This is a genomic window from Emticicia sp. MM, from assembly GCF_001649495.1.
On the sequence record NZ_LXHX01000095.1, the window covers coordinates 28,649 to 41,454 of the forward strand.

The following is a 12,806-nucleotide window of genomic DNA, read 5'->3' on the forward strand; positions in this document are numbered from 1 at the left end:
TTTTGAGGGTGATATTATTTGCCTTTGAATGGATTTATCAAATAATGTTTTGATAATTTTAGGAACGTCCAATTTGGACGTTCCTACGAGAAAATTTTACCGCTAATTAATATTTTAATTTTTAATTGAAGACAGTAATCCTATGTCACTTGGCTTAGAAAAATTAGCAACCGAATCCTCTTCACACTACGATAATCTCGAAAAAATGTCAGTTCGAGAATTGCTCGAAGGCATTAATAACGAAGATAAAACGGTGCCTTACGCTGTAGAAAAATGTATTCCACAGATTGAAGCATTGGTAAGTCAGATTGTACCACGCATGAAAGCAGGTGGACGTTTGTTTTATATCGGTGCAGGTACAAGTGGACGTTTGGGTGTAGTAGATGCCTCGGAGTGTCCGCCGACGTTTGGTGTACCTTTTGGAATGGTTGTGGGAATCATGGCGGGTGGTGATAGAGCTATCAGAAAAGCCGTTGAAAATGCTGAAGATGACATAGAGCAAGCATGGAAAGATTTGGAAGAGTACGAGATAAATACCAATGATTGTTTGATAGGTATTGCGGCATCGGGTCGCACCCCTTACGTAGTTGGAGGTTTGCGTACAGCACGCCAAAATGGAATCTTGACAGGTTGTGTAGTTTGTAATGCAGGAAGTGCCGTAGCAGCCGAAGCCGAATATCCAGTAGAGGCCGTTGTCGGGCCAGAATTTGTAACTGGTAGCACCCGCATGAAGTCAGGAACTGCTCAAAAATTGGTGCTAAACATGATTTCTACCTCAGTAATGATTCAACTCGGTAGAGTAAAAGGTAATAAAATGGTTGATATGCAGCTTACTAACCTCAAATTGGTAGAAAGAGGCGTAAGAATGGTCATGAACGAATTAAACATTTCGCACGAAGAAGCAAGCGAACTTTTACATACATACGGCAGCGTAAGAAACGCCGTAGATAATTATGAGATATGAGATATGAGATATGAGATTTTTTAAAACACATCTCATGTCTCATGTCTCATATCTCATATCTCAAAAAAGATGTGGGACTGGTTTTCAATAGATTGGCTTAGTTGGCAAACCCTGCGTTCATTCGTTTGGGCTGAAAAACTATACCTATACGCCATCATTGGAGTCCCGTTTTTATTTCTATTTCGTTGGCTTTTTTATACTCGTGGCCAGCAAAAATTGGGGCTTTCGCTCACGAGTTATCAACTTCGCACCAATTGGATTAGTTACCTGCGTTTTATTCCTCCGATATTTTTTATTTTAGGCGTTATCTGTGTTCTGTTGTCGTTGGCAAGGCCGCAACGAGTGCGAGAAAGTAAGGAGCAGTTTTCAGAGGGGATTGATATCATGCTGGCTATTGACATTTCAGAGTCGATGTTGGCAACTGATTTAAGTCCGAATCGTTTGGAAGCTGCCAAAAATGTAGGGCATGAGTTCATCAAAGGGCGTTTTCAAGATCGTATCGGTTTGGTAGTTTTTGCAGGAGAAGCCTTTTCGATGTGTCCGCTCACGACCGACTACGAAGTGCTGAATGAATACCTAAACGAAATAAACAGTAACCTCATAAAAACCACTGGAACGGCCATTGGTAGTGCTTTGGCTACTTGCATCAACCGTTTGCGTGAGATTCCGAGCAAAAGTAAGGTTGCCATTATTTTGAGTGACGGAGATAATACCGCAGGTTCGCTCAACCCGCTGACTGCTACCGATTTAGCAAAATCTTTTGGTATAAAAGTTTATACGATTGCCGTCGGAGGTAATGACAGTGAAGTGAAAGTTGATGAAAATACACTCCGAGAAATTGCCCGTGAGGGAAACGGACAGTTTTTTAGAGCAACCGATAACCAAACTCTCCGAAATATCTTCGAGCAAATCAACCGCCTTGAAAAAGTAAAAATCAAAGATAATGTCTATCGTGATGTAGAAGACTTTTACTATATCTACCTCAATTGGGCTGTTGTGTTCTTGTTAGCTGCTTTTTTCTTTAAAAATACTTTTATTGGAAATATTTTGGAAGATTGAGAACAGAAAATCACGAACGATACCCTACACTACTTCTTTACAATTTTACTCCATCTAATTCATCAATAAAATGTCGAACAAACGAAAAATCATCTATGCTATCTTATTGGTTGTGCTTGTAGGATTGATTTATATGGGCAATTTTGCCATTCAGTATGCCTATATTGGCTCATCGTATAATGCAAAAACTGTTTGTTCGTGCATGTTTGTTTCGGGGCGAGATTTAGAAAATATCAAGACCGAAGAACTTTATGCGGTGCCATTTTCAACCATCAAAGTTGATGAAGTAAATAAAGCCATAACTGCCAATATTTACGGTTTGGCTGAAACCAAAGCCATTTATCGCAAAGGTTTGGGTTGTACGTTGGTCAATGAATTATCAGAAGAAGAAATCAAAAAACAACCATCTGTTCCATCGGCCGATACACTTACCGAGAAACTCACCTCAGCCACAGATTTTACCAAAATTGACAAAATTGCCTTAGAAAAGAGCATCAATGAGGCTTTTCAAGAAAAAGACCCTCAAAATGTGATACGTACAAGAGCAGTCGTTGTGCTTCGTGATGGGAAAATTATTGCCGAAAAATATGCTTCAAACATCAAACCCGAAACTCCGCTTTTGGGCTGGTCAATGACCAAGAGTGTAACGAGTGCTATGATTGGTCTTTTGGTGAAAGACGGAAAACTGGATATTAAAAAATCGGCTGCAATTACCGAATGGCAAAACGATGAGCGAAAGAAAATAACCATCGACCATCTGCTTCGCATGAGTAGTGGGCTTGACTTTGAAGAAAACTATGCCGAACCGAGTGATGCTACCCAAATGCTTTTCCGCAAGAAAGGTGCAGGTGCGTATGCGTTGCAGAGCAAAGCTGCTACCGAACCCGATAAAGTTTGGTCGTATTCGAGCGGAACGAGTAATATTTTGCAGGAAATTATTCGCCGACAATTTGCTACCCAAGCAGATTATTTTGCTTTTCCGTATCAGCGATTATTTCATAAAATAGGCATGAAAAGTGCCGTTCTCGAACCCGATGCTTCGGGAACATTCGTTGGTTCATCGTTTATGTACGCTACGGCTCGTGACTGGGCAAAATTTGGTCAATTATATCTGCAAGATGGAGTTTGGAATGGTGAGCGTTTATTGCCGGAAGGTTGGGTAAAATATTCGGCGACCGAAACGCCACATTCGGACGGAAAATATGCAGCTCATTTTTGGCTCGACCACCAAGATAAAACTTTTCCGCAAGATGCTTTTATGGCTGTAGGGTTTGAAGGGCAGTACGTAACTATCGTACCATCGAAGAATTTAGTGATTGTTCGTTTGGGGTGTACGCCAAAAGATAATTTCAATCACTCAGCTTTGGTGAAGGGTGTTGTGGCAGCAGTGAAATGATATTTTTAATTCGTATAATTTGTAGAGACGTTTCTCCAATGGAATTGTATGAAACGTCTCTACCAAATATTTCATCAAACCAAATCGCCATACAAATCAAATTCTTCGGCATTATTGATTTTTACATTGGCAAAATCTCCCATTCTTACGTACTGAGAAGCTGGTACAAGAACCTCATTATCAACTTCTGGCGAGTCGAATTCTGTTCTTCCGATAAAATAACCGCCTTCTTTTCTATCAAATAAAACCTTATACGTATTACCGATTTTAGCTTGATTCAATTCGGCAGAAATTCCTTGTTGAAGCTCCATGATAATATCGGTGCGTTCTTGTTTTACTTCGGCAGGAATATCATCGGGCATTGTAAACGAATGCGTATCATCTTCATGCGAGTATTGGAAAACCCCCAATCTATCGAAACGCATTTTTTCTACAAAATGATACATTTCTTCAAAATGTTCTTCGGTTTCGCCTGGGTGACCCGCAATGAGCGTCGTTCTGATGGCAATATCTGGCACTTTCTCACGAATCGTGTTTATCAATGCCTCAGTTTTTGGTCGGTCAATGCCACGACGCATGATTTTTAGCATTTCTGACGAACCGTGTTGCAGTGGCATATCGAGGTAGTTACACACATTCGAGCGATTCTTCATCACATCTAAAATATCCATCGGAAAACCAGACGGATAAGCATATTGCAAGCGAATCCAGTCGATGCCTTCAACGTCCGATAATTTATCAAGAAGCTCAGCTAAATTACGTTTCTTATAAATATCAAGACCATAATAAGTAAGGTCTTGGGCAATTAGAATTAACTCTTTTGTGCCTTTTTTAGCTAAATTTTGTGCTTGCAAAACCAACTCGTCCATTGGTCGGCTTACGTGTCCACCACGCATGAGCGGAATCGCACAGAAGCTACACGGGCGGTCGCAACCTTCGGCAATTTTTAGGTAAGCGTAGTGAGCTGGCGTAGTCAGAAGGCGTTCTCCAACTAACTCGTGTTTATAATCTGCTTTTAGCGTTTTCAGCATTCTTGGCAATTCATTTGTACCAAACCACGCATCAACTGTCGGTATTTCGACCGAAAGTTCATCTTTATAACGATGTGATAAACAGCCAGTTACATAAACTTTATCAACAATTCCTGCATCTTTGGCATCGACATAACGCAAAATCGTGTCGATAGATTCTTGCTTGGCATTATCAATAAAACCACAAGTATTAATGATAACAATATTGGCGTCGTCTTTTTTCGACTCGTGTTCTACTTTCATGCCATTGCCTTTAAGCTGAGTATAAAGTACCTCCGAATCGACAAGGTTTTTTGAGCAACCGAGCGTAACGATATTGATTTTATTTTTTACTATTCCTTTTGTTTTCATTTTTCTTTTTAAACAATTCGGGAGAGTGGGTGCCGCCCAGCGGAACGCCGACCGATTGTTATACATATTTTTTGCAAAGTTCGGCAAAAATACCTTGTTTTCCTATTCAAAAAGCTGGCTTTGCATAGTTTTACTGCAATTCCGCCGAATCGCTTTATTAGGTTTTATATATTGCATCAGAAAATGAATTTATGGTTGAAAAAATGACTCGTTCAAAAGAAATACCCAAACTTAACCCTTCACAGTTTGACGATTATCTTTTTGGAAATTGGAAGCCGAAAGTTTCGAGTTTGTATGAGCATTTTCATATCGAACGCATCGAAAACTATAAATCATTTCTGAAATTACCCGTTTTACCGCATCGTCGTTCGGTCTATTTTTTCTTATATGTAACTAAAGGTTTTGCTATCCGAAGCAAAGGATTGAGTAATTATGAAGTAAAAGCCAATACATTTTTTTGTCTTTCGACCGACCAAATTACTTCGCTCGAAGCAATTTCTGAAGATATTGAAGGATTTTACTGCCATTTTCAGCCCGAAATCTTCAATCATCCATTGTTAAATGTAGATATCGAAAAAGACTTTCCATTTTTTCAGATTACGGCCGAGCCACTCATTCATATTACAGACTCCGAGCGAATCACGCAATTATTAGAAATTCTGCTTTCCGAACGCACCCGTAACGAGAATAGTCGTGCTGAAATCATAGCTCTTTATCTGAGTGCATTCTTAAAGGAAATCCGACATTTCGATAATCAAACGCCCAAAAGCAGTAATAATGCGGCCTCAAATCTTACACAACGCTACAAAAATTTACTTTCAGAACTCATCTACGATAAAAAAACTGTTACCGAATTTGCAGAAATTCTGGCGGTTTCGCCCAATCATTTGCACAAATGTGTAAAGACCATAACGGGCAAATCGGCTCATGAATTATTGGAAGAAATGCGGGTTTTAGAGGCCAAAGTTTTGCTTAAACAAACGCCAATGCGAATTGCCGAAATTGCATTTAAGATTGGAGGCTTTGAGCCAAGCGATTTTTCGAGATTCTTTAAATCTAAAACAGGAATTTCGCCAAAAGAATACCGAAATCTGCAAAATTGATTGTTTTTGCCTATTTTATCTTTCCTTTTACCTACTAATCTTTCTTTTTATTATTCAATTTTGTATTGAAATAAGTCAATCAGTTTTTGAATACATAAAATGCAAGAAATAAAATCTCCAACCGAATCACTCCAATTAGAAATCAGAGATGAAATTCTATTGGTAGGCATTAATCGCCCCGAAAAACGCAACGCTTTCAACGATGATTTGGTTTTGGGTATCGAAAAAGTCTTCGAGAATATTCCACCGCAAATCCGCTGTGTGGTTATCTATGGTTTAGGTAAGCATTTTTCGGCAGGCCTTGACCTTTCAGAACTGAAAGAGCGTGATGCTGTGCAGGGGCTTCATCATTCCCGAATGTGGCATCGTGCACTCGATAAAGTGCAGTTTGGCTCAGTGCCAGTCGTGGCAGTGCTACACGGAGCAGTAGTAGGTGGTGGACTCGAATTAGCTTCCGCCTGCCACATCAGAGTTGCTGAATCCAGCACTTTTTATGCACTTCCCGAAGGCCAAAGAGGAATTTTTGTGGGTGGCGGAGCTTCGGTTCGAGTGCCAAAACTAATTGGAATGGCTCGCATGATGGACATGATGTTTACGGGAAGAGTTTATAAAGCCGAAGAGGGTGAACGAATCGGACTCGCTCAATATTTAGTAGAAGAAGGTCAAGGACTCGAAAAAGGAATCGAATTGGCTAAGAAAATTGCATCAAATGCAGGCATGACCAATTATGCACTCATGCACGTATTGCCCAAAATTGTTGATTCGGGTCAAAACGAAGGTTTAATGATGGAAAGCTTAATTGCAGCAATTTCGGCCGATGCTCCCGAAGCTAAAAAAAGGCTAACTGATTTTCTGGAAGGAAGAGCCAAGAAAGTGGGAGAATAAGCAGATTTAGAGCGATGGACTATCAAACATTAAGCATCAAACATTCAACATTTAGAAAGAATGTATAAAAATACGCCATTCGGCCCAACTAAAACTCATAAAAGACAGTTTGAAAATGGCATTGTTTATTTCAAAAATGAGCAAGCATTGGCCGATTTTCCTGCAAAAATTACTGATAAATTAGAACATTGGGCAAAAATAAAACCTAAGCAGACGTTTATCGGTAGAAGAAATCTCATCACGAAAGATTGGGAGAAATTATCGTATGTCGAAACTCTTGAAAATGTAAAATGCATAGCCCAGTATTTGATTAATCTTGAGTTTTTGTCTGATGAAACCGTCGTGATTTTATCAGAAAATAGCCTCGAACATGCACTTTTGGTACTGGCTTCGGTGCATATTGGTATTACTTACACGCCGATTTCTCCGCCATACTCTTTGGTTTCGGATGATTTTGGCAAGCTTAAACATTGCCTTGAGCTAATGACTCCGAAAGTCATTTTTGCCCAAAGTGGAAAAGTCTATCAAAAAGCTCTCGAATTTGCTAAAACACTTTTCCCCGAAGCCATTATCATTACCGCTGACGGCGAAAATGGTGTTCATTTTCAAGAAATGCTTTGTACAAAACCCACAAGTGATGTCGAAATTGCCGCAGCAAAAGTCAATGCCGATACGATTGCCAAGGTGTTGTTTACGTCTGGCTCGACTGGCTTGCCCAAAGGCGTAATGAATCATCAAGGAATGTGGTGTGCTAATTTGCAGCAGATTACGCAAGTTTTTCCGTTTATGCAGCAACAACCGCCTGTTTTTATTGATTGGCTTCCGTGGAATCATACTTTTGGTAGTAATCATAATTTCGGACTGGCTCTTTATAATGGTGGAACAATTTTGATTGATGATGGCAAACCAACACCCAAAGGCATTGAAGAAACCGTTCAGAATCTCCGAGAAATTTCTCCAACGGCCTATTTTAATGTGCCAAAGGGCTTCGAAATGCTAATTCCGTATCTTGAAAAAGAACCAGCTTTGCGAGAGAACTTCTTCAAAAATCTTAATATTTTATTTTATGCAGGAGCAAGTTTGGCTCAACCCGTTTGGAATCGCTTGGAAGAATTGGCCGTAGAAACCATCGGCGTGAAAATACCGATTATTACGGGTTTGGGCTGTACTGAGTCGGGTCCTTCTGCGATGTTTGCTAATTGGGGGGGAGCATTTTCTGGACTTTTGGGCGTGCCTGTTGCTGGAATGGATGTAAAACTTGTACCCGACGGCGATAAAGTAGAAGCTCGCTACAAAGCACCAAATGTAAGCAAAGGTTATTGGAGAAACCCCGAAGCAACGGCTGTGGCTTTCGACGAAGAGGGCTATTACAAAACTGGCGATGCAGTAAAGTTTTTAGATGAAAACAACCCTGATAAAGGTTTAGTTTTTGATGGACGAATTGCCGAAGACTTCAAACTTTCAACAGGAACTTGGGTAAATGTGGGTGTCCTGAAAGCAAAAATTATTTCAACTGGCTCACCAATAATTCAAGATGTGGTGTTGGCTGGTTTGGATAAAGAATATATTGGAGCAATTTTATTTTTAAATGCGGATGCTTGCCGAAAATTGGCTAATTTAAGCCCTGAAATCTCAAATAAAGAAGCATTTTTACATATAGAAGTAGAGAAGTTTATTAATAATTGGTTGGTGGCGTTTAATAAAACCTCAACAGGTAGCTCGACAGTCATTAAAAAATACATAATCGCTCTCGACCCACCTTCTATTGATTTAGGCGAAATAACTGATAAAGGTTCTCTGAACCAACGAGCAGTTTTGAAACATCGAGCCGATTTGGTGAATACATTGTATTGAATATTTAGCACGCTGATAAAATATAATTATGAAAATAGAAAACAAAACATTCTTAGTTACGGGCGGAGCATCGGGTTTAGGTTTCGCAGCTGCAAAAATGATTGTAGAAAATGGCGGAAATGCCGTTTTACTTGATATAAATGAAGAAGCAGGAACTGCCGCACAAACCAATTTAGGTGTAAAATCAAAATTTATAAAAACCGATGTAACCAACGAAGAGCAAGTGCAAAATGCTGTAAATCAGTCGATTGAGGCTTGTGTTAGCATTGCTGGAATCATAAATTGTGCAGGAGTTGGCCCTGCAAAAAGGGTTGTTGGCAAAGATGGTCCACATCCGCTTGATTTCTTTCAAAAAGTAATCAACATAAATCTTATTGGCACTTTTAATACGCTCAGATTGGTTGCCGATAAAATGCAAAACAATGAACCAAACACCGAAGGCGAGAGAGGAATTATAATAAACACCGCCTCAGTTGCTGCCTTTGATGGACAAATCGGGCAAGCAGCATACTCGGCATCAAAAGGTGGAATTGTGGCCATGACTTTACCAATTGCCCGTGAATTTGCCCGAATGGGTATTCGAGTAATGGCCATCGCTCCAGGTATTTTTGAAACACCATTGTTGGCATCTTTACCACAAGAAGCTCAAGATTCTTTGGGCAAACAAGTTCCCTTTCCACCACGTTTAGGCCGACCATCAGAGTTTGCCAATTTAGTAAAACAAATCATCGAAAACACGATGCTCAATGGCGAAGTCATCCGACTCGATGGAGCAATCAGAATGGGAGCGAAATAGCCTCGAATAACGAATTATTCGAATAGCGAATGACGAGTACTTTTTCGATAAAATAGACAACTTTTGAATTAAAAAATACTTTTATGGACATCGAAAGTCTAAAAAACAGATACAAAAATTGGGCGATTTCGGTAGTTTTATTGACAAGAAAGCTACCAAATGAACCTGAATTTAAGGCTGTTAGAAATCAGATTGTTCGTTCTGCCCCATCTACTGCTGCAAATTATCGGGCTGCTTGTAGAGGAAAATCTGGGCCTGATTTTATCAATAAATTAAAAATTGTTGAAGAAGAATTGGACGAAACAATGTTTTGGTTAGAATTTGTAGTTGCTTTATTACCAGAAATTAGAACAGATATTGTCCCAATCTATAAAGAAGCGGATGAGCTTTTAGCAATAACAGTTTCATCAATTAAAACAGCAAGAAAAAACAAGTAAAACAAATAACGAATTTTTCAAATGACGAAGTACAAATGAATAGTGAATTTAAAAATTCGTAACTCGTCATCGCTGCGGCGAACCGCTCGAGAAAATCATCATTAAAAGAAAAACCGAAGTGCAAATGAATTGTAATTTCAAAAATTCGTAACTCGTCATTCGAGAAATTCGTCATTAAAAAAATATGATAGACATAAATAAAATTACCGCCATTGATGTGCATACGCACGCAGAGGTTTCGTGCTGCCAACCGCATGATGATTATCGTCCAGAATTGGATGAAGCATTTGCCAAATATTTCAAGTCGGATAAACGCCCGACGATTCAAGAAACGGCCGATTTTTATCGTGATAATAATTTAGCTTTTGTGATGTTTACCGTTGATTCGGAACATAATGTTGGCAAACGTCGTATCCCTAATGTTGAAGTTGCCGAAGCAGCTCTCAAAAACGATGATGTGATGATTGCATTTGCAAGCATAGACCCGCATAAAGGCCGAATGGGAGCAAGAGAAGCCCGTGATTTAATTGAAAATTACGGCGTAAAAGGTTTCAAGTTTCATCCAACGGTGCAAGGCTTTTATCCTTATGATAAAATGGCCTATCATCTCTACGAAGTTATAGCTGAATACAAATTACCGATGTTGTTTCATTCTGGTCATTCAGGTTTTGGCTCAGGTGTGCGTGGCGGAGGCGGTTTGCGTTTAGAATATTCAAATCCAATGCACCTTGATGATGTGGCAATTGATTTCCCTGACTGCCCGATTATCATTGCTCACCCAAGTTGGCCGTGGCAAGATGAAGCCTTGAGCGTAGCTATGCACAAGCCAAATGTCTATATTGATTTGAGTGGTTGGTCGCCTAAATATTTCCCGAAACAACTTATTCAATATGCCAATACAATGCTCAAAAACAGAGTTCTTTTCGGTACGGATTTTCCATTAATTACTCCTGAAAGATGGATGAAAGATTTTGAAGAAGCGGGTTTCAAAGAAGAAGTAAAACCTTTAATTCTGAAAGAAAATGCAATCAGAATGCTTGGATTAAAGTAAAAGTGTAGAATACACAATTAAACTGTGGCTTTCTGATTGTTTTTGCATATTTATTCTCTTATTTTGCATAGTATAATCATGGTATAATGCAGAATTTTGTTGAAAAATTATAATTAATGAAGATTGTTATTATCGGTGGTGGGATTGGTGGTTTGACCACCGCATTGAGCCTTTATAAAGCTGGATTTGAGGTAAAGGTTTTTGAATCGGTCAAAGAAATAAAGCCTTTGGGCGTGGGTATCAACACACTTCCGCATAGTGTCCGAGTATTAACAAATTTGGGTTTACAAGAAAAAATTGCTAAAAATGCCATCGAAACGAGCGATTTAGTTTATTTTAATAAATTCGGACAGCAATTTTGGACGGAACCACGTGGGCGTTTTGCGGGCTATAAATGGCCACAATTTTCGGTGCATCGTGGGGTTCTACAGATGTTACTTTTTGATGAGGTTGTATCATCATTGGGCAAAGATGCGATTCTGAAAAATCACCATTTAAGCCACTTTGAGCAAACCGATGAAGAAGTAATAGCTCATTTTATAGATAAAGATACCAACGAAAAAATACTGGAAGAACGTGCCGATATTTTGATAGGGGCAGATGGTATTAATTCGGTTGTTCGCCAGCAACTTTACCCCAACGAAGGACCGCCAGTTTATTCTGAAAACGTACTTTATCGTGGTACAACCACCATGAAACCTTTCTTGGATGGCACATCAATGGCGATGATTGGTAGTTTACGTCAAAAAATGGTGGTCTATCCAATCGGTCAACCAGATGCTGAGGGTAATTGCTTAATCAATTGGGTCGGTAATATAAAAGAAGGAAAATCTAAACTAACGGCTCGTGATTGGAATCGAGAAGCCGATAAAGCAAGGTTAGTTGATTTATATAAAGATTGGAAATTCGATTGGCTTGATGTTCCTGCAATGATTGATGAAGCCAAAGCCGTTTACGAATTTCCGATGTCGGACAGAAATCCTTTGGATAAATGGACATTTGGACGTGTGACACTACTCGGTGATGCTGCTCACCCGATGTACCCGATTGGTTCGAATGGTGCTTCACAAGCCATTCTTGATGCCGATTGTCTAACCAAATGCTTGATAAAGAATGAGAAACCTGAAAATGCTCTTATTGAATACGATAGAGAAAGAGTACCTGCGGCGGCGAAAGTTGTGCTTCAAAATAGAGCAAAAGGTCCAGACGAAATCATGGATATGATGGAAGATTGGTTTCCGAAGGGTTTTTCGGAAGAAGAAATTCCGCACGAAGAACTGGCAAAAGTAATGGATAATTACAAAAAAGTAGCTGGTTTCGATATACAGACCCTTAACCAAAAAAACTAATATATGAAAAACCTACCTTTTCTCTTACTTTTATTTTTTTCTATGGAAATTGCTGCCCAAAGCACACCCGAAGCCCCAAGTTTAGAGTTTGTTTGTGAATTAAAAGTTAAACTCAAAGCACCATACATTGTTGGTGATACGCCTCACGGAATGCGTAGAATTATTCCAATCATAGGCGGAAGTTTTGAAGGTCCAAAAATGAAAGGTGAGATTTTGGATGGTGGTGCCGACTGGCAAATCGTAAGAAAAGATGGTGTAGCCGAATTAGAAGCACATTATCAAATCAAAACTGATGATGGCGTAACGATTTATATCAAAAATACAGGTTTACGTGTAGCTTCGCCCGAAGTTGCGGCTCGAATCGGACGGGGAGAGGCTGTTTCTCCATCAGAATATTATTTCCGTGCAATACCAAAATTTGAAGCTCCACAAGGCAAATACGAATGGATGAATAACGCCATTTTTATTTGCAAAGGCATCAGAAACCCAGATAATGTAGCGATTCAAGTTTGGAAAGTTTTGTGAATGTT

12 protein-coding genes are annotated in these 12,806 nt (G+C 39.5%); 11 read left to right on the forward strand and 1 reads right to left on the reverse strand.

Annotated elements, in window-relative coordinates:
- The first annotated feature begins 142 nt into the window (after window positions 1-142).
- The 3 genes from murQ to A6M55_RS11555 all read left to right on the forward strand — a co-directional run bounded on the left by murQ (window position 143) and on the right by A6M55_RS11555 (window position 3,419).
- On the forward strand, window positions 143-964 hold the full coding sequence (gene murQ, locus A6M55_RS11545) for an N-acetylmuramic acid 6-phosphate etherase (RefSeq protein ID WP_064197743.1): 822 nt from the start codon (window positions 143-145) through the stop codon (window positions 962-964).
- Between the two features lie 69 nt (window positions 965-1,033).
- Entirely contained in the window at window positions 1,034-2,023 is a 990-nt protein-coding gene (locus A6M55_RS11550) for a VWA domain-containing protein (RefSeq protein WP_064197744.1), read from the forward strand.
- A gap of 70 nt (window positions 2,024-2,093) precedes the next feature.
- Entirely contained in the window at window positions 2,094-3,419 is a 1,326-nt protein-coding gene (locus tag A6M55_RS11555) for a serine hydrolase (protein WP_064197745.1), read from the forward strand.
- 74 nt (window positions 3,420-3,493) lie between these two features.
- Here A6M55_RS11555 and rimO read toward each other — a convergent pair whose 3' ends face one another.
- Window positions 3,494-4,801, reverse strand: a complete 1,308-nt coding sequence (rimO, locus tag A6M55_RS11560) for a 30S ribosomal protein S12 methylthiotransferase RimO (protein WP_064197746.1) — start codon at window positions 4,799-4,801, stop codon at window positions 3,494-3,496.
- Between the two features lie 203 nt (window positions 4,802-5,004).
- Here rimO and A6M55_RS11565 point away from each other — a divergent pair, with 203 nt between their 5' ends.
- The 8 genes from A6M55_RS11565 (at window position 5,005) to A6M55_RS11600 (ending at window position 12,801) form a co-directional block, all read left to right on the forward strand.
- On the forward strand, window positions 5,005-5,904 hold the full coding sequence (locus A6M55_RS11565; RefSeq protein ID WP_064197764.1) for an AraC family transcriptional regulator: 900 nt from the start codon (window positions 5,005-5,007) through the stop codon (window positions 5,902-5,904).
- A gap of 99 nt (window positions 5,905-6,003) precedes the next feature.
- Window positions 6,004-6,789 carry a crotonase/enoyl-CoA hydratase family protein gene (locus A6M55_RS11570; RefSeq protein ID WP_064197747.1) on the forward strand — a complete coding sequence of 262 codons (786 nt, stop codon included), beginning with the start codon at window positions 6,004-6,006 and terminating at the stop codon, window positions 6,787-6,789.
- A gap of 60 nt (window positions 6,790-6,849) precedes the next feature.
- Window positions 6,850-8,643 carry a feruloyl-CoA synthase gene (locus A6M55_RS11575; RefSeq protein ID WP_064197748.1) on the forward strand — a complete coding sequence of 598 codons (1,794 nt, stop codon included), beginning with the start codon at window positions 6,850-6,852 and terminating at the stop codon, window positions 8,641-8,643.
- Window positions 8,644-8,671: 28 nt separating this feature from the next.
- Window positions 8,672-9,439, forward strand: a complete 768-nt coding sequence (locus A6M55_RS11580; RefSeq protein ID WP_064197749.1) for a 3-hydroxyacyl-CoA dehydrogenase — start codon at window positions 8,672-8,674, stop codon at window positions 9,437-9,439.
- An 83-nt stretch (window positions 9,440-9,522) separates the two neighbouring features.
- On the forward strand, window positions 9,523-9,876 hold the full coding sequence (locus tag A6M55_RS11585; RefSeq protein ID WP_064197750.1) for a four helix bundle protein: 354 nt from the start codon (window positions 9,523-9,525) through the stop codon (window positions 9,874-9,876).
- A 184-nt stretch (window positions 9,877-10,060) separates the two neighbouring features.
- Window positions 10,061-10,927 (forward strand): amidohydrolase family protein, encoded by an 867-nt coding sequence (locus A6M55_RS11590; protein WP_197491699.1) that lies wholly within the window; start codon window positions 10,061-10,063, stop codon window positions 10,925-10,927.
- A gap of 116 nt (window positions 10,928-11,043) precedes the next feature.
- A complete protein-coding gene (locus A6M55_RS11595) occupies window positions 11,044-12,276 on the forward strand; it encodes a flavin-dependent oxidoreductase (protein WP_064197751.1) in 1,233 nt (410 codons plus the stop codon).
- 3 nt (window positions 12,277-12,279) lie between these two features.
- A complete protein-coding gene (locus A6M55_RS11600; RefSeq protein WP_082892998.1) occupies window positions 12,280-12,801 on the forward strand; it encodes a DUF3237 domain-containing protein in 522 nt (173 codons plus the stop codon).
- Window positions 12,802-12,806: the final 5 nt, after the last annotated feature.

Bases quoted from the DNA above. Each gene is read 5' to 3' on its own strand.
- murQ (WP_064197743.1), top strand. From the start codon at position 143: ATGTCACTTGGCTTAGAAAAATTAGCAACCGAATCCTCTTCACACTAC.
- A6M55_RS11550 (WP_064197744.1), top strand. From the start codon at position 1,034: ATGTGGGACTGGTTTTCAATAGATTGGCTTAGTTGGCAAACCCTGCGT.
- A6M55_RS11555 (WP_064197745.1), top strand. From the start codon at position 2,094: ATGTCGAACAAACGAAAAATCATCTATGCTATCTTATTGGTTGTGCTT.
- rimO (WP_064197746.1), bottom strand. From the start codon at position 4,801: ATGAAAACAAAAGGAATAGTAAAAAATAAAATCAATATCGTTACGCTC.
- A6M55_RS11565 (WP_064197764.1), top strand. From the start codon at position 5,005: ATGACTCGTTCAAAAGAAATACCCAAACTTAACCCTTCACAGTTTGAC.
- A6M55_RS11570 (WP_064197747.1), top strand. From the start codon at position 6,004: ATGCAAGAAATAAAATCTCCAACCGAATCACTCCAATTAGAAATCAGA.
- A6M55_RS11575 (WP_064197748.1), top strand. From the start codon at position 6,850: ATGTATAAAAATACGCCATTCGGCCCAACTAAAACTCATAAAAGACAG.
- A6M55_RS11580 (WP_064197749.1), top strand. From the start codon at position 8,672: ATGAAAATAGAAAACAAAACATTCTTAGTTACGGGCGGAGCATCGGGT.
- A6M55_RS11585 (WP_064197750.1), top strand. From the start codon at position 9,523: ATGGACATCGAAAGTCTAAAAAACAGATACAAAAATTGGGCGATTTCG.
- A6M55_RS11590 (WP_197491699.1), top strand. From the start codon at position 10,061: ATGATAGACATAAATAAAATTACCGCCATTGATGTGCATACGCACGCA.
- A6M55_RS11595 (WP_064197751.1), top strand. From the start codon at position 11,044: ATGAAGATTGTTATTATCGGTGGTGGGATTGGTGGTTTGACCACCGCA.
- A6M55_RS11600 (WP_082892998.1), top strand. From the start codon at position 12,280: ATGAAAAACCTACCTTTTCTCTTACTTTTATTTTTTTCTATGGAAATT.